Raw genomic sequence first — 19,578 nt, 5'->3', positions numbered from 1 at the left:
GATGGTGTTCGTCGTCAACCTCGGGCGGGTCGTCTTCGCGCCGCTGCTGGACCCGCTGCGAGCGGCGCTGACCGTCGACGCCGCGGCCGTCGGCCTGCTCGCGTCGCTCGTCTGGGTCGGCAGCGCCGTCCCGCGGATCCCGACGGGCTACCTGCTCACGCGGGTCCCGCGCCACTACGTCGTCTTCGCGACGGGGACGACCCTCACCGCCGCGACCGCGCTGGCGTCGGTCGCGCCGGGCATCCGCGCGCTCCAGGCCGCCGCCGTCCTGATAGGGGCGGCCGGCGGGGCCTACCTCATCGCCGCGAACCCGCTGGTCAGCGAGCTGTTCCCCTCGCGGGTCGGCTCGGCGCTGGGGGTCCACGGGACGGCGGCGCAACTGGCCGCCGTCGGCGCGCCGCTGTTCGTCACCGCCGTCCTCGCCCGGGGCGAGTGGCCGCTGACCTTCCGGATCATGGCCGGGATCACCGCCGTCGCCACCGTCCTGTTCACCGTCGCGGCCTGGCGGACGGACCTGCCCGCGGCCGGTACCGAGGACCGGAACCTCCTCCGGGCGGTCCGCGAGCAGTGGCGGCTGGTCCTCGCCGGCGTCGTCATGCTCGGCGCGACCGGCTTCGTCTGGCAGGGCGTGTTCAACTTCTACCCCACCTACCTCGCCGAGACGAAGTCCCTCTCCGAGTCGACCGCGCGGACGGTCCTCTCGGTGGTCTTCGGCGCCGGCGTCCCGGCGATGGCGCTGTCGGGCCGGCTGGCCGACCGCCTCGACATCGTCCGGTACATCCTCGCGCTACTCTTCGGGTTCGTCGTCACAGTCCTCGCGCTGACGACCGTCTCCGGGCTCGTTGCCGTGGTCGCGGTCAGTCTCGTCCTCGGGTACGTCACCCACAGCCTGTTCCCGGCGATGGACACCTACCTGCTGGGCTCGCTGCCGGACCGCCACCGCGCGAGCGCCTACGCTGCCTACTCGGGGACGATGATGTTCGTCCAGGCCGGCGGCTCCTACGCCGTCGGCTTCCTCCGGGACGCGCAAGTGCCGTTCGACCTGATATTCCGCTCGTTCGCTGGCGGCCTCGTCGTCGTGCTCGCCGGGCTCATCGTCGCTCACGGGATGGGACGGCTCCCCCGGAGCGCGCGCTCGTGACGGGCCGCGACCGCGCGGCGACCGCCCCGGACTCGCCGGAACAGCGGACTATATGGGAGTCGAGTCGCTAGCCGGCGTCGATGGAGTACGTCCAGGAGCGGGTGGCGACGCTGCACGACTTCGGCGGCGCGGCCCCCGAGGCGCCGGTCGACCGCGCGACGGTCGTGGTGCCGCTGACCGACCGCGACCACGCCAGCCTCGCCGCCGAGCGCGTCCTCTCGACGCTCGGGGCGGTCGACCCCGAGTCCGTCGTCGTCGCGCTGCGCGCCGACGAGGGGAAGGTAGAGGCGGTCCGCGAGTGGGTCGACTCCCTCGGCGTCGACGCCGACATTCTGTGGTGCAACGCGCCCGCCGTCCGCGAACTCCTCGGCGAACACGGGCTCAACGGCGAGGCGGGCAAGGGACGTGACGTGTGGCTCGCGCTCGGCGTCGCCGCCGCCCGGAGCGACCTCGTGGCGGTCCACGACGCCGACGCGACCACCTACGGCCCCGAGCACGTTCCCCGACTGCTCTTCCCGCTCGCCCGCGACTACGAGTTCGTCAAGGGCTACTACGCCCGCGTCGAGAACGGCCGCCTCTACGGGCGGCTCTGTCGCCTGTTCTACGAGCCAGTCGTCGCCGCTCTCGACGAGGCGACGGACGACCCGCTGGTCGACTACCTGGGCGCCTTCCGTTACGCGCTGGCCGGCGAGTTCGCCGCCACGAGCGACCTCGTCCGGCAACTCCGCCCGCCCCGCGGGTGGGGGCTGGAGGTCGCCACGCTCGGCGACGCCTTCCGGACGGCCGGCTTCGAGGGCACCGCGCAGGTCGACCTGGGGATCCACGAGCACGACCACCGCGCCGTCAGCGGCCGCGGCGGCCTCTCGGACATGGCCGACGAGGTCGCCGCCGCCCTCTTTGCCGCGCTCGAGGAGGGCGGCGTCGCCGTCGACTACGGCGACCTGCGCGAGCGCTACCGGACGGCCGCCCGCCGGCTGGTCGACCAGTACGCCGCCGACGCCGCGTTCAACGGGCTAGACTACGACCCCGCCGACGAGCGCCGGCAGGTCGACGCCTACGCCGAGTCGGTCCGCGCGCCCGAGGCCGCCGACCGCCTCCCCGCCTGGGCCGAGACCGACCTCGACCCCGACGCCGTCCGCCGAGCCTCCCGCGACGCGCTTGCCGACGCGACCGGGCGCTGAGCGCCCGCACGCGGTCGCTCGAACCGAGGGACAGCGGCGGGACGGAAACCCCGGCGGCATCCGCCAGCGACCACAAGACATATTCCGACCCTCCGCCGACTCGGGTGTACGTCGGTGGACAGCGGGTAGGGGTACTCGCGCGTTCTGTCCACCGGAAGCCCACCCGGTCAGCGACGGCTGCCGTCGGCCGGTAGTGGCGGCGGGGCCGCTCCCGTCGCGGTTCGGACGGCGGGTCCCCGATAGCGCCGCTTCCGCCACGTTCAAATCGGACGGGGGCGAGCGTGGATACATGACACGGCAAGTGTGGCTGAAGGCCGACGACGAGGTCGGCGACTGGGAGGCGCGCAAGCGCCGGATCACGGCGGGGCTGGAGGCGGGGGTCGACTGGGTCCTCGTCGACGAGTCCGACGTGGCGCGGGTCCGCGACCTCGGCGCCGTCAACGTCGCGGCGTTCACCAACGGTGACGTCCACGTCATGGACGCCGAGGCCGACGAGGCGGACGAACCGGACGCCGCCGTCGTCGGCAAGGACGGCGAGGGCGACGGCTCGATGGAGATCCCCGGCGACCTCTCGGGCTCGGCGGATTTGTCGGTGCTGCGCCAGGACGGGAAAGCGACGGCGGGCTACGTCCGCATCTTCGACGAGCGCTACGAGGAGTTCGCCGAGGAAGTGGCGACGGCCGCCGACTACACAATCGTCGTCGGCGAGGACTGGCAGATCATCCCCCTCGAAAATCTCATCGCGCGCATCGGCGACGAGACCAACCTCGTCGCGGGCGTCACCACGGCCGAGGAGGCCCGCACCGCCTACGAGACCCTGGAGATCGGCGCCGACTCGGTCCTGCTCGACACGGACGACCCCGACGAGATCCGCGAGACCGTCGAGGTCCGCGACGAGATGCGCCGCGAGCAGCTGGAGCTCACGACGGCGACGGTCACCGAGATCGAGCGGACCGGCTCCGCCGATCGGGTCTGCATCGACACGGGCAACCTCATGGACCACGACGAGGGGATGCTCGTCGGGTCGATGAGCCGGGGCCTCTTTTTCGTCCACGCCGAGACCGCCGAGTCGCCGTACGTCGCCTCGCGACCCTTCCGCGTCAACGCCGGCGCGGTCCACGCCTACGTCCGCACCCCCGACGGCGGCACGAAGTACCTCTCCGAACTCCGGAGCGGCGACGAGGTCCAGGTCGTCGACACCGAGGGCCACACCCGCGAGGCCATCGTCGGCCGCGTCAAGATCGAGAAGCGGCCGATGTTCCGGGTCGGCGCCGAGGTCGAGACCGACGACGGCGTCGACCGCATCGAGACGCTGCTGCAGAACGCCGAGACGATCAAGGTCGCCACCGCCGACGGCCGCAAGGCGGTCACCGATCTGGAAGAGGGCGACGAGGTGCGCGTCTTCTACGGCGACGAGGCCCGTCACTTCGGCGAGGCCATCGAGGAGAGCATCATCGAGCAGTAGTAACGGCCGACCGCCTTCTCCGCGCCGATCTCCTCCCGTTCTCGCGCCCCAAAGACCCACGTCTCCCTCTCGATCGAGCGCCGATCCCCGATTCGATGTGAGTCCGATGTGAGTATTCTAGGATAGATTTAAGTAAGCGTTCCGCTAGAACTCACACCATGGCGAGAGAGGTCCGGATCACGATCGACGACGACGAGGTCTTCGAGCGGATGAAGGCCCGCAAGCGGGAACTCGACCTCTCCTGGGAGGAGGTGCTCCACCGCGGACTGCGCGAGGTGCCCGAGGAGCGACAGGGGGAGCCGCGTTCCCCCGGCGCAGGCCCCAGTCGGGAGGGCGGCCGTCGCCCGGAAGGCGAACGAGGTGGTCGGCGCGGCCACGACGTCAGCGTCGAGTTCGAGGGCGACTCGTTCGACCCCGGCGACTCCATCGGCGCGATGGTCGACGAGATCAAGGGGCAGGTCCAGGACCAGGTCCGGGAGTCGCTGCGCGCCTCGATGGAGTCGGTCGAGGGCGGGGACCTGGAGCGGGAGATGACGGAACTCGAACGCGCCGAGGACGCCGTCCTCCGGTTCGACGACGTGACGGGCGACGACCCCCGATACAGGGTACCGCTGCGGGTCAGACTGGAGACGAGCCGCGGCGGCCTCGACTTCGACGTCGTCGCCGTCCGCGGTGGCAAGTCCGTCTCCGGGATGAACCGCTTCGACCGCGAGACCCGCCAGTCGATAAACGAACACCTCGCTCGCGGCGGGACGGCGACGCTGTCGTTCGACGGCGAGGAGGCCTACGAGGTGGGGCCGGCCATCGCCTGGCGTCGCGACGACGGCGGGGCGCCGATCGTCTCCGACGTGGGGATCCCGGAGGTGCTCGTCGATGATGAGTGAGCGCGCGAACGGCGGGGACGGACCCGACGAGCGCGACGACGCCCGACCGACGGTCAGTAGTCCGAGCGAGCGCGACGACCCCGCGGCGGTGACGGACACGTTCGCGCTACTCAGCAACGAGATGCGGGTGCGCATCCTCGCGGCGCTGGCCGACGCGGACGCCGAGGCGGTGTGCTTCTCGGACCTGCGCTCGCGGGCGGGCGTGACCGACTCCGGCCAGTTCAACTACCACCTGGAGCGACTCCGCGGCGAACTCGTCGCGAAGACCGACGACGGCTACGCGCTGACCGAGGCCGGCGAACGGGTCGTGGACATCCTATGAGAGTCAGCCACTACTTCGAGGGCGAGGGCGTCGTCACCGGCGGGTTCGCCCAGTCGGTCAACAACCAGCGGGCGGTCCTCGACGACCGCGGGGTCGACTACACCACCGAACCCACCCTCGATTGCGACCTGCTGCACCTCAACAACGCCGGTCCCCGTTCCATCTACTACGCCAAGCGCGCCCGCCGCCGGGGGATTCCCGTTCTCTTCCACACCCACAACACGGCCGCGGACTTCCGGAACAGCTTCGTCTTCTCGAACCAGCTCGCCCGGCCGCTGAAACCCTATCTCGCCTACGCCTACGACCAGGCCGACCACCTCGTCTGTCCCTCCGAGCACAACCGGGAGGTGATCGCCGGGTACACCGACACGCCCTCGACGGTCATCTCCAACGGCTTCGACGCCGAACGGTTCGCCGGCTGGGACGACCCCGAACTGCGCGCGGAGTACCTCGACCGCTACGACCTGGAGCCGCCGGTCGTGTTCATGTTCGGCCACGTCATCAAGCGCAAGGGCCTGGACACGTTCGTCGAGGTCGCCCGCCGGCTCCCCGAGTACGACTTCGCCTGGTTCGGCTACCTGAACCCGACGGGCGGGACCCTCGACAGGTTCCTCCAGCCCCGCGAGACGCGCAAACTCGTGGAGAACTCGCCGGCCAACTGCACCTTTACGGGGTACATCGAGGACCCGCGGGGCGCGCCCGCGGCGGGCGACGTGTTCTTCTGGCCCTCGCGCAACGAGAACGAGGGGATGGCGCTGCTGGAGGCGATGCACTGCGGCAAGCCGCCGGTCGTCCGGTCGATCCCCACCTACGAGTGGCTCGACGACGACCGGGACTGCCGCAAAGCCGAGACAGTCGACGAGTTCGTCGACGCCATCACTGAACTGTGCGAGGACGACGAGGAGCGCGAGCGGATCGGCGACAACGCCGCCGAGACGACCGAACGGTTCACGCTGGACGCCGTCGGCGACGAACTCGTCCGGCTGTACGACGAACTCGTGAGCGGCACCACGAACGAGCGGACGCCGACGGGGTGAGCGGCGACGCCGACCGCGCTCAGGCGTTCGCCCCGGAGTCGTCGGCGGTCTCCTCGGAGTCTGCGCCGGACTCGGGCTCCAGGCGCTCGGTACACCAGTGACAGAACTCCAGGTCGGGGTCCACGTCGCGGCCGCAGTTGGGACAGGTCGTCCCGTCCTCGACCTCCGTCTCCGTGTTCTGCCGTTTGGCCATCCAGTAGGCGTCGACCATGCTGAAGACGGTGATCGCGGCCAGCGCCAGCGCCGCCTCGGGCGTGACGTTCTCGGCGGCGGCGACCAGCTCCGACCAGCCGAACGTCTCCGGGACCGCGCTCTCGGGCATCAGCAGCGCGAAGCTCGTCACGTTGAGGAAGAACCACACCAGCGCGCGGAGCCACTCGCGCAGGTAGACGTGGCCGAGGCCGGGGTAGAGGAAGGCGAGTACGACTGCCAGCAGCGGCCGCCGTCGGTTCCGTGTACTCACTGTTAGTTGTCAGCGTTCGGTCGTCGCGCGTTGTTAAGCTTCCGACTCCGGGGAATTCGTCGTCGTCGCCCGGTCACTCGCCGTCCGGTCGCTCGCCGCCGAGCCGGTCGACGAGCGCCGCCAGCGTCGCCAGGTCGTACTGGCCGGGGGCGGTCGCCTCGGCGGGGTCGACCGGCGCGTAGCCGATCCGCGAGCCGTACAGCGGCGCGACCGCCCGGGAGTGGCGGCCGGCCTCGCCCATCGCCATGGTCGCCACCGTCTCGCCGGCGGTGGTCGCCGCCCACGTCGCGCCCAGCAGGTCCAGCACGTCGCCGGCGCCCTCCGCGGTCACGGCCAGTTTCGCCACGTCGCCCCAGCAGCTCGCCTCGGCGAGGGTCTCCCGGAGCGCGTCGCGGTGGGGCGTCCCCTCGAAGTCGTGCGTCGAGACGATCACGGCCGTCCCGTGGTCGCGCGCGCGGTCGACGACGCCCGCGGCGTCGCCGTCCGTCAGCGCCGCGAGTTCCACGTCGATCGCGCCGACGGCGTCGTGTTCGGCGGCGGCTTCGAGCGCGGCGAGCCGGGCGTCGTCGTCGGTGGCGTCGCCGCCCTCCCACTCGGGGCGGTTGGTCGCGATCAGCGGCAACTCGCCGTCGTAGGCCGCGAGCGAATCGAGCGGGTCGCTCGCGAAGTCCATGCGGAACTCGACGGCGTCGGCGGCCTCGCGCGCGGCGGGCTCGTCGGCTAGATCCGCGGTCGCGGCCGCGAGGACGAACGACGAGAAGTCGATGTGCATACCGGTGCTACCGCGAGCACCGGAAAAAAGCGACCGGATCGACGGCCGCGGGGGTCGCCAGTTCCGCGACACCGGTTCGCCGCAGGCCCGCTACCGCTGCAGGTCGCGGATGAGCTCCTGGATCTCGTTGATCTGGGCGGTCTGTTCCTGGTTCGCGGCGGCGATGCGCTCGATCTCGCCGGCGACCTCCTCGGCGCTCTCGGCGGTGGAGTCGACCATCGAGGCGACCTCCTCGGTGGAGGCGGCCTGCTCGTCGGTGGCGCTGGCGACCTCCTGGGCGCCCTGGGCGGCCTCCTCGACGGCGGCGTCGATCTCCCGGAGCACGTCGACGGTGTCGTCGACCTGCTCGATGCCCTCCTCGACCTGCTCGTTGGCGTGCTCGATGCTCTCGACGGTGCTCTCGGTGTCGCTCTTGATGTTCGAGACGAGCTGTTCGATCTCTGTGGCGTTCTGCTGGGACTCCTCGGCGAGGCTCTTGACCTCGTCGGCGACGACGGCGAAGCCCTCGCCGGCCTCGCCCGCGCGGGCGGCCTCGATCGAGGCGTTCAGGGCGAGCATGTTCGTCTGGTCGGCGATGTCGTTGATCACCTCGACGATCTCGTCGATCTCGTCGATGCGGTCGCGCAACTGCTCGACGTCGTCGGAGACCTCCGAGTTGGCCTCGTCGACGGCCTCCATGGCGTCGATGGCGTCGTCGGCCAGCTCGCGGCCGTCGTCGGCCAGCTCGCGGGCGTCGGTGCTGACCTGCCGCACCTGGCTCGCGCTGGAGGCGACCTCCTCGACGGTCGCGCTGAGGTTGGACACCTCGCCGGCGACCTCGCGCATGTTCTCGGACTGCTCGTTGGCGAGGTCGCTGATCTGCTGGGAGCTCTGGGAGACGCTCTCGGACGCGCGGAGCAACTCGTCGATAGCGGTCCCCAACTCGTCGACGGTCATATCCCCTGCCTCGGAGTCCACGTCGAGTGCCTCGGTGCCGAGGTCACCGGAATCGGAAGCCATACGCCGATAGGCGGGAGCGTCCGAATTAAACGTGCCCCCGCGGTTATCAGGCCTGATTCTCGACTGCCGTCAGCACGGCCAGCGGCGTCGCTCTGGGGGTTCGACGGGGTATGTTACGGACCGTTCGGCCGCGGCAGGGCGGTGGTCAGATCGGGCAGGGTCGAGCGGGCCCCGGTGTCAGACCGCGGGGAGACCCTGCTCGGCCTCGAGGAGTTCGTGGTAGCGGTTGCGGATGGTCACCTCGGAGATGTCGGCGACCTCGCTCACGGCGGCCTGGGTGGTCTTCTCGTTCGTGAGAAGCGCGGCGGCGTACACCGCGGCGGCCGCGAGGCCGACCGGGGACTTCCCGGAGTGGACGCCCTGTTCCTTGGCGTTCTGGAGGAGCTTGCGCGCGCGGTGTTCGGCCTCGTCGGAGAGTTCGAGCGAGGAGGCGAAGCGGGGCACGTAGCTCTCGGGGTCGGCCGGCTGGACCTCCAGGCCGAGTTCGCGGATGACGTAGCGGTAGGTGCGGGCGATCTCCGACTTTTCGACGCGGGAGACCTCGTTGATCTCGTCGAGGCTACGCGGGACACCGGCCTGCCGCGCGGCGGCGTAGACGGCCGCCGTCGAGACCCCCTCGATGGAGCGGCCGGGCAGGAGGTTCTCGTCGAGCGCGCGGCGGTAGATGACGCTGGCCGTCTCGCGGACGTTTTCCGGGAGGCCGAGCGCGCTCGCCATGCGGTCGATCTCGCCCAGCGCCTGCTTGAGATTGCGCTCTTTCGAGTCCCGCGTCCGGAATCGCTCGTTCCACTTGCGCAGGCGCTGCATCTTCTGTCGCTGGTTCGACGACAGCGAGTTGCCGTAGGCGTCCTGGTCGCGCCAGTCGATGTTCGTCGAGAGGCCCTTGTCGTGCATCATGTTCGTCGTCGGCGCGCCGACGCGGGACTTCTCGTCTTTCTCCTTGGAGTCGAACGCGCGCCACTCGGGGCCGCGGTCGATCTCGTCGCTGTCGACCACGAGGCCGCACTCCTCGCAGACCGTCTCGCCGCGCTCCTCGTCCACGACGAGGTGGCCGCTGCACTCGGGGCAGGCCTGGTCGGTCCGCTCCTCGGTCGATTCGGTCTCCTGTGCCTCTGTTCGCTGGGTTCTGAGTCGAGAGTCGCTCATTGCTATGGGCGTGACGATCCGGGCAGCAAGGCCGCGAGAACCCCGGACGTTCGGTGGTGGAACAACAATACGGAGAAACTTTTATAAATCTTTCGCTCCCGAGATCGTGCGGTCGCAAAAACGGCCCACAGACGGGATTTCGGGCAGTGTGTGAACACCTTCCACACGTTACTATCCCGCATTTATATATCCGCATCCGGCGCGGAGCGAAACGCCGAAGCGGGTGGGCGGGCTGGACGGCGGTATGGAACGGGTCGCGGTCGGGAGCGAGAACCCGGTGAAGGTCGCCGCGACGGAGCGAGTCGCGGGCGAACTGTTCGAGAACGGGGTCGAGGTGGCGGCCGTCGCCGTCGATTCGGGGGTGTCCGAACAGCCGCGGGGCCGCGCGGAGACGGTGACGGGCGCGGAGAACCGCGCGGCGCGGGCGCTGGAGGGCGACCCCGGCGCCGACTACGGCGTCGGGATCGAGGGCGGCGTCGCGGAGTTAGCCGAGCGGCCCGGCCTCTATCTGGTCATGTGGGCCGCGGTCTCGGACGGCGAGGCCCTCGAACGCGGCGGCGGGCCCGCGCTGCGACTCCCCGGCGACATCGCCGAACGCGTCCGCTCGGGCGAGGAACTCGGCCCGGTCCTCGACGACCTGCTCGATACCGACGGCCTGAGCGAGCGGGCCGGCGCGGCGGGCGTACTCACGGGCGAGGCCATCGACCGCGAGTCGGCGCTGGCCCACGCGGTCGCTGGTGCGTTCGGACCATTCGCGACCGACCTGTACTGAGGTCCGCCCGTTTTCGGCCGGTCAGTCCTCGGTCGCGGCGGCCTCGAGTTCGCCCGCTTCGCGGCTCTCCTCGACGGCCGTGGTCAGCGAGACGTTGAGCCAGGCCATCGAGACGAGGCCGCCGAGGATGGTGACCGCGTTCTTGACGACGTGGTCGACGATGGAGATGGCGAACGCGACCGGCGCCGCCACGTTCGTCAGCCCGAAGACGATGAGCGTGAACGCCCCCTCGTAGAGGCCGATCCCGCCCGGGGAGAGCGGGAGCACCTTCGCGAGGTTGCCGACGCTGACGGCGAAGAAGGCAGTGGCGACCAGGGCGGGCGTGAGCGCGATGCCGGGGAACGCCGCGAAGACGACCAGCGCCGTCAGCACGTCGACGACCCAGATGACGAGACTGCCGACGCCGACCCGCAGGAAGGCGCCGCGGTCGCTGACCACGGCCTGCACGTCCCCGACGAACTGCTCGATGACGCCGGCGACGTAGTCGGCGTAGGAGTCGTTGCTCACCGCGGTGACCGCGCGGTGGACGTAGTCGCCCTCCAGGCGAGCGCTGACCAGGATCGCCGTCACCGCGAGGACCGCGGCGCCGCCGACGGCCGCGGCGACCCGGAGGGCGGTCCGGGCGGCCGCGCCGGGGTCGATGGTCTCGCCGCCGACCGTGACCGGCGGGACCTCGGCCGCGATAGCCGCGACGATCTGGTCGGTCCCGCCGGTCAGGGCCAGTCCGACCAGGACGCTCCCGCCGAGGACGGTGATCGCCAGCAGGTCGAACACGCGCTCGATGGCCAGCGACGCGAACCCGCTGGGGTAGGGTACGTCGCGGCGGGCCTTCACGACGTAGGCGCGGACACCGTCGCCCAGCCGCGCCGGGAAGACGAGGTTGCCCGTCTGACTGATGAACACCGCGCCCGTCATGAACCACGTGTCGCTGGGGTAGCCCAGCCGGTCGAGAATGTCCCGGTAGCGCAACCCCCGCAGCGGCCACGACAGCAGGTAGACGACCCCCGAGGCGAGGATCCATCGCGGGTCCGCCCCGCTCATCGCGTCGACGACCGCTCCCAGGTCGAAGACGACGCTCACCGCGACCACCAGCGCGAGCATCACGAGCACCGACCCCGCGGCCATGCTCACCCGCCGAGAGAGCCGCGGGCTCACCGACAGCTGCCACCACGTCCGGAGGATCTGACTGCCCATGCCGAACACGTCCCGCACGAGGTCGACCTTCGTGTCGCCCTTCGGCTCCCAGTCGACGGGGAACTCCCTGACCCGGTAGCCGCGGCGCTGGGCCAGCACCAGTACCTCGGTGTCCCAGAACCAGTGTTCGTCCTCGACCTCGCTCCGGAGGGCGTCGAAGGCCTCCCGCGAGACGGCCTTGAACCCGCACTGGTGGTCCTGCAGGTCCGAGCGGAGAAAGAGCCGGACGAGGGTGTTGTACCCGAGGCTGGAGACGGCCCGCTTGGTCGGGCGGTCGGCCTGGTTCTCGGGCATCCACCGCGAGCCGGTCGCCACGTCGTACTCGCCCGAGCGGACGCTCTCGACCAGCTCCTCCAGGTGTCTCATGTCCGTCGCGAGGTCCGTGTCGAAGTAGACCAGCGTCGAGCCCGCGGCCCGCTCGAAGGCGTACTCCAGCGCGCCGCCCCGCCCCAGGCGCTCGTCGCTGTGGATGTGCCGGACCCGCTCGTCCTCGTTCGCCAGCCGCGAGGCGATCTCGGGCGTGCGGTCGTCGCAGCCGTCCTCGGCGACGATCACCTCGAAGGACCCGTCGGGGAGGAAGGAGGCGAGCGTCTCCAGCGTGACCTCGACGGTCCGCTCGATGGTCCCCTCCTCGTTGTAGGCGGGGAGGACGACGCTCACCTCGGCGTCACTCATTGGTGCAGCTACCGGCGGGGACGGGCAAGAACCTTCTGTTCGCTGATGCAGGCCCGCCGTCCGCCCGGCGCGTTGGCGGGCGATACCGCGGTCGCCGGCGGCCCCGACCGCGACTCAGTCGTCGGCTTCCGGCGTCCCCGTCCGGTCAGCGGAGCCGGAGCCAGTTCCGCCGCCGCCCTCGCCGTCGGCCAGTCCGGGGACGGCCGGCGCGGGCTCGCCGTCGACCGTCGCGAACCGGCCCAGGTCCGCGTCGGTGTCGACGGCGTCGAGGCTCTCGTGGGGGCGGCCGACGACCAGGTCCCCGGCCGTGGACGTCCCGATCCCCGGCACCGCGGTCAGCTCGTCCATCGACGCCGCGTTCAAATCGAGCGGGTAGGGGACGCCCGTCACCGAGCGGTAGCCGTGGTCGGTGACCGCCACGTCGACCGTCCGCCCGAGCTCGCGCTCGCCCGGCACGGCCACCAGCAGGGCGTAGGTACCCAGCTGGCGGCCGAACGTCTTGCCGTCCTGATGGTATTCGAGGTGTACGTCCGGGAGCACCGTCCCGGGCGGCGCGACCCGCTGGAGCATCGCGTTGTCGATCTCCTCGCGGACCTCCCGCTTGTAGGTCTTGAACTGCTGTTTGTGGTCGCGGGCGATCTCCGCGCCGGTGTCGCTCATCTCCGTCCCCTCGAAGGCCATCACCTGCCGGATGTTGATCCGGCGGAGCATCAGCCCCTCGTCCAGCACGTCCCGCAGGAACTGCTTGTTGTGTTCGAACGTCTCCGAGCGCTCGCACTCCAGGCCGTGGACGAGGTTGATCCCCGGCAGAAGCTTGGGGAGCCGTCGCGCCGCGTCGTCGCCGAAATTGGGCGCCGACTCGCGGTCGCCGCCCGGCCGCCAGCCGGCCTCCTCGTTGACGACGCGAACGGCTTCCAGACACTCCTCGGCAGAGACGAGCAGGTTGTTCTCCTCCTGGACCACCGGATCGGCCGACTCCAGGCCGAACGCGGCCGTGTCGCCTGGCGTGTTGTGCTCGGCGATGATCCGGATCCCCTCCCGCGACTTCTCGGGGTAATCCGTGATCGTCACCGGGTTCATGTTGTCGAGGTGTAGCGTCCGCAGGTCGGGCGCGACCTCGCGGATCCCGCCGTAGAGGTCCCGGAGGGCCTCGGGGTTGGGCGCCTCGCCGTCGCCGCCGAAGGCGAGGATGTCGGCCTGGCGGCCCAGTCGGAAGTCCCGGACGCCGTGGTCCGAGAGGGCGTCGACCTCGTCGACGACCGACTCGGCGGTGCGGAAGGCGGGGTCGCCGTACAGCGGCTCCGTGCAGAAGGAACAGCGGTAGGCACAGCCCCGGGAGGTCTCCATCTCGGCGATGAGGTAGTCGGGGTGGTTGGGGTGTTGCTCGACGACGAACGCCCCCTCCCGGGCCCACCGCCGGATCTCCTCGTTGTCGCGCATCCGGTCGGAGAACCCCTCCAGTCCCTCGCGGACGAGGTCGTGGGCGGCGGCCTCCACGTCGCCCTTCGCGACGAAGTCGTAGTCCAGGTCGTCGCGTTCGGTCTCCTCGGCGCCCTTGTTCTCCTCGCCGACGCCGAAGCGGATGGGGCCGCCCAGCAGGGTCGTCCCGTCGGCCTCCCAGGTGAGCCGGCGGACCTCGTCGGGTTCGGCGGGGGTGCCGCCGACGTACTTGCCGGGGACGGTCATGCCGCCGACGTAGATCATGAGGTCGGCGTCCGCCACGTCGGCCCAGCGGCCGTTGTCGTCGCGCAGGCCGTCGATGGTGTGGTACGTGATTCCCTCGCGCGGCACGCCGGCGTCGACGAGCGCCCCCGCGGTGTAGCGCGGGTACGTCGAGATGTAGGGCGGCACGCCGAAGTGCGCCGGCTCGTCGACGTACCCGTCGACGATGGTCACGTCCAGCGTCGCGGGGTCTCGGGTCATTGGTTCCCGGTACCCGCTCGACGCGTATAAACTATCTTTTTCGGGCACTCCCCGGCGCGGTCGGCCCCGGGAGTCGGCTACCCGCGGCTGGCGCTCACCCCGCCTCGGCGTTCCCCTCGGCGGCTCCGGCCTCGTCGTCGGTGGGCTCGACGCTCGCTTCGTCGGGCGGGCGGCCGGCGTGCTGGCGGGCGAAGCTGTCGAGCGCGAGCTTCGCGCCGCCGAGGACGACCGGCCCGATAAACAGGCCGACCGCGCCGAAGACGACGAGCCCGCCGAAGATGCCGACGATGACGATGGCGGAGTTGAACGCGGCGGTCTGCCCGATCAGCGCCGGCCGCAGGTACGAGTCCGAGAAGGTGACGAACAGGCCGTAGACGACCACCGCCGCGCCGGCCTGCGGGCGCCCGACCGAGACGAGGTACGCCGCCGCCGGGATCCAGACGCCGAACGCGCCCACCAGCGGCAGCAGCGTCAGCACGAACGTCGCCACCGTGAGGAAGACGATGGCCGGGACGCCCGCGACGAACAGGCCGACGCCGAGCATCACGGCCTGGATGGCCGCGACGGCGACGTTCCCGACGACCGACGCCCACATGAGGTCGTCCAGTCCCGCCCGGAGCTCGGCCAGGTCGTCGTCCGGGACCGGCAGCACCCACTCTATCCACGCGAGCAGCCCCTCGCCGTCGCGCAGTAGCGCGAACAGGACGAATATCGTGATCGTCAGCCCGATGAACAGCCCGGGGAGGCTCCCGACGAGGCCGAGCGCGCCCGTCGTGACCTCCTGGATGGCCATCGCGATCCGGCCCTGGTTGGCCTCGTAGACGGCCACGAGGTCGACGGAGTAGCCGTTGGCCTCGATCAGTTGCTCGATCCGCTCGACGTCGATGTCGCCCCGCCGGATGGTCCGGACGACGCCGAACGCCTGCTCGACGGCGAGGGACAGCACCCAGACCAGCGGGAGCAGGACGACCAGCAGCGTGGCGACCACGACGCCCATCGCCGCGACCATCGGTCGGACGTACCGCTCCAGACGCCGCTGGAGCGGGTAGAGGATGTACGCGAGGACGACGCCGAACAGGACGAACTGGAGGTACGGGGCGAGCACGGCCAGCGCGAGGAGGACGCTCACCAGCGCGACGGCGGTCAGTCCCGGCTGTTCGACGACCCAGCCCGGGGGCTCGGGACTCTCTGCCATGGCCCCGGATTCAACGGCCCGACATATTACTTCGGTGGTGGATGACCGGGCGCGACCCGGTCACCGTCCGCGTTCGACGCGCGGTCGTCGAAACTCAGTCGCCGACACTCAGTCGTCGGCGCTGACGGCGCCCTCGTCGGCCTGGGCGTACCAGAGGTCGGCGTAGTCGCCGCGCTCGGCGAGCAGTTCGTCGTGGGTCCCACGCTCGACGACCTCGCCGTCGTCCATCACGACGATGCGGTCGGCGTCGCGGATGGTCGACAGGCGGTGGGCGATGACGAACGCGGTGCGGTCCTCGACCAGCCGGTCGAGGCTCTCCTGGATGCGCTCCTCGGTCTCGGTGTCCACGTCGCTGGTCGCCTCGTCGAAGACGATGACCTCGGGGTCGTTCAGCAGCGCGCGGGCGATGGCGACCCGCTGGCGCTGGCCCCCCGACAGCTTGACGCCGCGCTCGCCGATCTGGGTGTCGTACCCCTCCGGGAGGCCCTCGATGAACTCGCTCGCCTCGGCCGCGCGGGCTGCCTCGCGGACGCGCTCGCGGGCCGCCTCGTCGCCGGCTGCCTCGCCGTCGAGTACCTCGCGGTCGCCGTAGGCGATGTTCTCGGCGACGGTGCCGGAGAAGAGGTACGGCTGTTGTTCGACGACGCCGACGTGGTCGCGCAACGCCTGCAGGCCGTACTCCCGCACGTCCCGGCCGTCCACGCGGACGACGCCCTCGTCGGGGTCGTGGAACCGCGGGACGAGCTTCAACAGCGTCGACTTCCCCGCGCCCGTGGGACCGGCGAGTCCGACCGTCTCGCCGGCCGACACGTCCAGGCTCACGTCCCGCACCACGGGTTCCTCGTCGTACGCGAAGGTCACGCCGTCGAACTCGACCGCGCCGTCGACGGACTCGGGGACGTACGGGTCCTCGGGGTCGGTCACCGTCGGCTCCTGGGCGAGCAGGCCGAACACCCGCTCGGCGCTGGACTTGGCGAGCTGGTACTTGTTGGCGGACTTGCCGACGCGGCGCATCGGGGAGTACAGCCGGCGGAGATAGAGGAAGAAGACGGCGACGGTCCCGGCGGTCAGCGCGCTGGTCCCCGCGATGATGCCCCGGCCGGCGACGTACAGCGCGACGACGAAGACGACGCCGGTCACGAGCCGCAGCGCCGCGAAGAAGCCCCGGCGGATGCGTAAGGCGCCGACCTTCTCGTCGTGGTAGGTCTGACTCTGGGCGGCGACGCGGTCGTGTTCGTACTCGTAGCGGTCGAAGGCCTTGATCACCGCCGCGCCGCTGAGGTTGTTCTCCAGCCGGGTGTTCAGCCGCGAGACCGTCTCGCGGATCGACTTGTAGCGCGGTTCGATCCAGCTGAGGAAGTACCAGGAGGCGACCCCGATGAGCGGGACCGGCGCCAGGGCGATCAGCGCGAGCTTCGGCGAGTAGTAGGCCAGGACGGCCGCGATCCCCCCGACCGTCGCAACCACGCGGATGAACTGGCGGAACTCCGTGTTGAGAAACGCCTCCAGCCGGTTGATGTCGCTGTTGAGGATCGACATCATGCCGCCGGTCTGGTGGTCGGCGTAGAAGTCCATCGAGAGGCGCTGGATGTGGTCGTAGCTGTCGTTTCGCAGGTCCCGCTGGACCTTCTGGGCCGTCGACTGCAGGAGATAGCGGGAGACGAACCGGGAGATCGACCGGACCAGGTAGGCCAGCGCCGCGATGGCGACCAGCCGTTCGAGGAGGGCGATCCGTGCGGCCTGGCCGGTGATCGCCCCGCCGGGCAGGAGCCCGAGCGTCGTCAGCAGGCCGGGGTCGGCCGACCCGCGGATCACGCGGTCGATGGCCGCGCCGACGATGATCGGCGGGACCAGCCGGGCGAGCCGCGTCAGGATCGAGGCCGCGACGCCCGCCGTCAGCCGCGGCCAGTAGGCCGTCGCGTACCCCAGTAGCTGCCACATCGGGTTCCCGTCGAGGTTCTCCCTGACCCCCTCGAACCCCCCGTGTTCGTCGCTCATGCAACCGCGTTCGGCTCCGGACTGAAATATCCCGGGCTTGCAGTCAGCGACGCCGGTTCGGGAGCGTTGGCGCGGCCCGTCCGACGGGGACCGGCGCCCGGTTCGATTATCGCCGGCGAAAATCCGGGAGTCAGCTATAACACCGCCGTCGGTGACGCTCCGATATGGTGAATACGTCGTCAATCGACGTGCTACTCGTCGACGACAGCGGCTTCTTTCGCACGATCGTCTCCGACCGGCTGGGGGCGGCCGAGGACGTCTCCGTGTGGAAGGCCGTGGACGGCGAGGAGGCCCTGGAGACCCTCGACGAGCAGTCGGTCGACTGCGTCGTCAGCGACTTCGAGATGCCCGGGCTGAACGGACTGGAACTGTACGAGCGCGTCGACGAGGAGTACGGTCTCCCCTTCATCCTCCTGACCGGGAAGGGCGACGAGCGGACGGCCAGCCGGGCGATCGGCGCGGGCGTCGACGACTACCTCCGGAAGGACGACGTCGCCGAGGAGGGGCAACTGCAACTGCTGGCCAACCGCATCGAGAACGTCGTCGCACAGCGCCGGGCCAACGAGAAGTACGAGCTGCTGGTCAACAACACGCCCGACGAGATCACGCAGGTCGCCGTCGACGGGACGATCACGGCCGCCAACGAGGCGGCGGCCCGGTCGTTTGACACCACCCGCTCGGAGCTGACCGGGATGCACCTCTCGGACGTGCTGCCGACGGAGACGGCCGCCGGCCGCATCGAACACGGCCGGCGGGCGCTCACGGCGGGGTCGGCCGTCACCTTCCAGGACAGCTTCGGCGTCCGGCACTTCCACAACGTCGCCGCGCCGGTCAGCGTCGGCAGCGAGGCCGACTCCTTCCAGCTCATCACCCGGGACATCACCGAGCAGAAGCGCCGCGAGCGCGAGCTTGAGACCCGCACGGAGGAGCTGGCGGTCATCAACCGGCTGGTCCGCCACGACATCAACAACGACATCCAGCTGCTGTTGGCCTGGGCCGACGGGATCGACCAGTACGTCGACGAGGAGGGCCGGGAGTACGTCGAGCGGATCCAGGGGACCTGCGACCACATCGACGAGCTGACGACGATCGCCCGCGACTTCGTCGACAGTATCGGCGGCGACGGCGAGTTCACGCTGACCGGCGTCGACCTCCGGCAGATCCTCGAAGACGAGATCGAGAAGGCCGACCGGCGCCACGACGACCTGACCGTCTCGGTCGACGGCGAGATCCCCCGCGTCTCGGTCCGGGCCAACGAGCTGCTCTCGTCGGTGTTCGGCAACCTGCTGAGCAACGCCGCCCGCCACAACGACGGCGCCGACCCCCGGGTCAGCGTCGGCGTCGAGGAGTCGGCGATCGAAGTCACCGTCCGCTTCGCCGACAACGGCCCGGGCATCCCCGACTCGCAGAAAGACGCCGTCTTCGGCAAAGGGGAGATGGGGCCGGAGAGTCCCGGAACCGGCATCGGGCTCTACCTGGCGCACACCCTCGTCGACCAGTACGGCGGTGAGATCGAGGTGACCGACAACGACCCGACAGGGTCGGTGTTCACCGTCACGCTGCCGAAGTACGCCTGAGGAGCGGCCGCCGCAGGTCGGTGCGTCGGCGGGCTAGACGTAGATGTGACCCTCCTCGCGGGGACCGTGACGGGGCGGGTCGGCGCCGACCCGGCCGGCCGAGACGGCCGCGGCGAGGCTGTCGAGCGCGTCGTGGCTCGACTCGTAGGTGTCGCGGAACCCGCCGACGTCGACGCTGCAGGCCTCGATGCCCTCCAGGTTGGTCGCGCGGCGCTCGCGGTGGTCGCCCTTGTACCCCTCGCGGTAGAGCCCGAGCCAGCCGAACGTGGCCGCGGGGTACACCTCGACGACGCGGGTGTCCGCCGGCCCCGACTGCATCGGCAGGACGGCGGCGTCGGGGTCGTCGGCCAGCCCCGCGAGGACGTTGCGGATCCCGTGGAAGGTCTGGTACTGGACGATGGAGTCGTAGGGACACAGCGCCGCCCGCCGGAGGTCCGTCTCCCGGCGCAACTGCGCGGTGCCGTCGCCCGTGTACGCGCGGGCGGTCGACCGGCAGGTCGAGGCGAAGGTATCCGGATCGTCCGGCCCGCCGCCGGTCAGCCACTCGACCAGGCCGCGCCAACTGGTGCCGCAGTGTTCGTCGAGCAGTGCTTCGGGGAGGCTGAACGGGAAGTCCAGCCCGACGACCGAGAACTCGGTCGCGCGCTCGCGGAGGCCGGCGTGGGCGCGCTCGCGGTCGACCCCCCACTCGTCGGCCGCGCTGTAGCAGTCCTCGACGACCAGCCCCTCCCCCGTCGACCGCGCCTCCGTCAGCCACAGCGAGCGCCCCGCGTCGCCCGCCCCGCTGAAATCGACGCCCAGGACACGCGAACCCATACCACCCGACTCTCACTC

Annotated in this window: 17 protein-coding genes; 8 read left to right on the top strand and 9 right to left on the bottom strand. The window is 70.7% G+C overall.

What is annotated here, in order from left to right:
• Position 1 precedes the first annotated feature (1 nt).
• From ACMGFI_RS10980 to ACMGFI_RS10955, 6 genes are all read left to right on the top strand, one after another.
• Entirely contained in the window at positions 2 to 1,141 is a 1,140-nt protein-coding gene (locus ACMGFI_RS10980) for an MFS transporter (RefSeq protein WP_436910233.1), read from the top strand.
• A gap of 80 nt (positions 1,142 to 1,221) precedes the next feature.
• Positions 1,222 to 2,322, top strand: a complete 1,101-nt coding sequence (locus tag ACMGFI_RS10975) for a glycosyltransferase family protein (RefSeq protein ID WP_436909632.1) — start codon at positions 1,222 to 1,224, stop codon at positions 2,320 to 2,322.
• 289 nt (positions 2,323 to 2,611) lie between these two features.
• On the top strand, positions 2,612 to 3,787 hold the full coding sequence (locus ACMGFI_RS10970) for a 3-dehydroquinate synthase II (protein WP_436909631.1): 1,176 nt from the start codon (positions 2,612 to 2,614) through the stop codon (positions 3,785 to 3,787).
• 158 nt (positions 3,788 to 3,945) lie between these two features.
• Positions 3,946 to 4,671, top strand: coding sequence for a hypothetical protein (locus ACMGFI_RS10965; RefSeq protein WP_436909629.1), 726 nt, complete (start codon positions 3,946 to 3,948; stop codon positions 4,669 to 4,671).
• Entirely contained in the window at positions 4,661 to 4,993 is a 333-nt protein-coding gene (locus ACMGFI_RS10960; protein WP_436909628.1) for a DUF7347 domain-containing protein, read from the top strand. The genes ACMGFI_RS10965 and ACMGFI_RS10960 overlap by 11 nt, the downstream gene beginning before the upstream one ends.
• Positions 4,990 to 6,030 (top strand): glycosyltransferase family 4 protein, encoded by a 1,041-nt coding sequence (locus ACMGFI_RS10955; RefSeq protein ID WP_436909627.1) that lies wholly within the window; start codon positions 4,990 to 4,992, stop codon positions 6,028 to 6,030. Before ACMGFI_RS10960 ends, ACMGFI_RS10955 begins: the two co-directional genes overlap by 4 nt.
• Before the next feature lie 19 nt (positions 6,031 to 6,049).
• Here the strand turns inward: ACMGFI_RS10955 and ACMGFI_RS10950 are convergent, their stop codons facing one another.
• The 4 genes from ACMGFI_RS10950 to ACMGFI_RS10935 form a co-directional block, all read right to left on the bottom strand.
• Positions 6,050 to 6,493: a DUF7575 domain-containing protein gene (locus ACMGFI_RS10950; protein ID WP_436909626.1), complete on the bottom strand. Its 444-nt coding sequence runs from the start codon at positions 6,491 to 6,493 to the stop codon at positions 6,050 to 6,052.
• A gap of 73 nt (positions 6,494 to 6,566) precedes the next feature.
• Positions 6,567 to 7,265, bottom strand: coding sequence for a type I 3-dehydroquinate dehydratase (locus ACMGFI_RS10945; protein WP_436909625.1), 699 nt, complete (start codon positions 7,263 to 7,265; stop codon positions 6,567 to 6,569).
• Between the two features lie 90 nt (positions 7,266 to 7,355).
• Positions 7,356 to 8,264 (bottom strand): methyl-accepting chemotaxis protein, encoded by a 909-nt coding sequence (locus ACMGFI_RS10940; RefSeq protein WP_436909624.1) that lies wholly within the window; start codon positions 8,262 to 8,264, stop codon positions 7,356 to 7,358.
• Positions 8,265 to 8,441: 177 nt separating this feature from the next.
• Positions 8,442 to 9,410: a transcription initiation factor IIB gene (locus tag ACMGFI_RS10935; RefSeq protein WP_436909623.1), complete on the bottom strand. Its 969-nt coding sequence runs from the start codon at positions 9,408 to 9,410 to the stop codon at positions 8,442 to 8,444.
• Positions 9,411 to 9,654: 244 nt separating this feature from the next.
• Between ACMGFI_RS10935 and yjjX the strand changes: the two genes are divergently transcribed.
• Positions 9,655 to 10,182 (top strand): inosine/xanthosine triphosphatase, encoded by a 528-nt coding sequence (gene yjjX, locus ACMGFI_RS10930; RefSeq protein WP_436909621.1) that lies wholly within the window; start codon positions 9,655 to 9,657, stop codon positions 10,180 to 10,182.
• A gap of 21 nt (positions 10,183 to 10,203) precedes the next feature.
• Here the strand turns inward: yjjX and ACMGFI_RS10925 are convergent, their stop codons facing one another.
• The 4 genes from ACMGFI_RS10925 to ACMGFI_RS10910 all read right to left on the bottom strand — a co-directional run bounded on the left by ACMGFI_RS10925 (position 10,204) and on the right by ACMGFI_RS10910 (position 17,167).
• Positions 10,204 to 12,051, bottom strand: a complete 1,848-nt coding sequence (locus tag ACMGFI_RS10925) for a flippase-like domain-containing protein (RefSeq protein WP_436909620.1) — start codon at positions 12,049 to 12,051, stop codon at positions 10,204 to 10,206.
• 114 nt (positions 12,052 to 12,165) lie between these two features.
• Positions 12,166 to 13,974, bottom strand: a complete 1,809-nt coding sequence (locus ACMGFI_RS10920; protein ID WP_436909619.1) for a radical SAM protein — start codon at positions 13,972 to 13,974, stop codon at positions 12,166 to 12,168.
• A 94-nt stretch (positions 13,975 to 14,068) separates the two neighbouring features.
• Positions 14,069 to 15,169 carry an AI-2E family transporter gene (locus ACMGFI_RS10915; RefSeq protein WP_436909618.1) on the bottom strand — a complete coding sequence of 367 codons (1,101 nt, stop codon included), beginning with the start codon at positions 15,167 to 15,169 and terminating at the stop codon, positions 14,069 to 14,071.
• Positions 15,170 to 15,277: 108 nt separating this feature from the next.
• Complete coding sequence (locus ACMGFI_RS10910) at positions 15,278 to 17,167, bottom strand: ABC transporter ATP-binding protein (RefSeq protein ID WP_436909616.1); 1,890 nt, start codon at positions 17,165 to 17,167, stop codon at positions 15,278 to 15,280.
• A 164-nt stretch (positions 17,168 to 17,331) separates the two neighbouring features.
• On the opposite strand from ACMGFI_RS10910, the gene ACMGFI_RS10905 reads away from it, so the two are divergent.
• Entirely contained in the window at positions 17,332 to 18,744 is a 1,413-nt protein-coding gene (locus ACMGFI_RS10905) for a sensor histidine kinase (RefSeq protein WP_436909615.1), read from the top strand.
• Positions 18,745 to 18,777: 33 nt separating this feature from the next.
• Here ACMGFI_RS10905 and ACMGFI_RS10900 read toward each other — a convergent pair whose 3' ends face one another.
• Positions 18,778 to 19,560 carry a DUF429 domain-containing protein gene (locus ACMGFI_RS10900; protein ID WP_436909614.1) on the bottom strand — a complete coding sequence of 261 codons (783 nt, stop codon included), beginning with the start codon at positions 19,558 to 19,560 and terminating at the stop codon, positions 18,778 to 18,780.
• Positions 19,561 to 19,578 lie beyond the last annotated feature (18 nt).

The sequence above is a fragment of the Halosimplex marinum genome (assembly GCF_051414075.1).
Lineage (GTDB): Archaea > Halobacteriota > Halobacteria > Halobacteriales > Haloarculaceae > Halosimplex > Halosimplex marinum.
The sequence above is the reverse complement of the archived record's forward strand: the minus strand, read 5'-3'. Positions and strand labels throughout refer to the sequence as shown.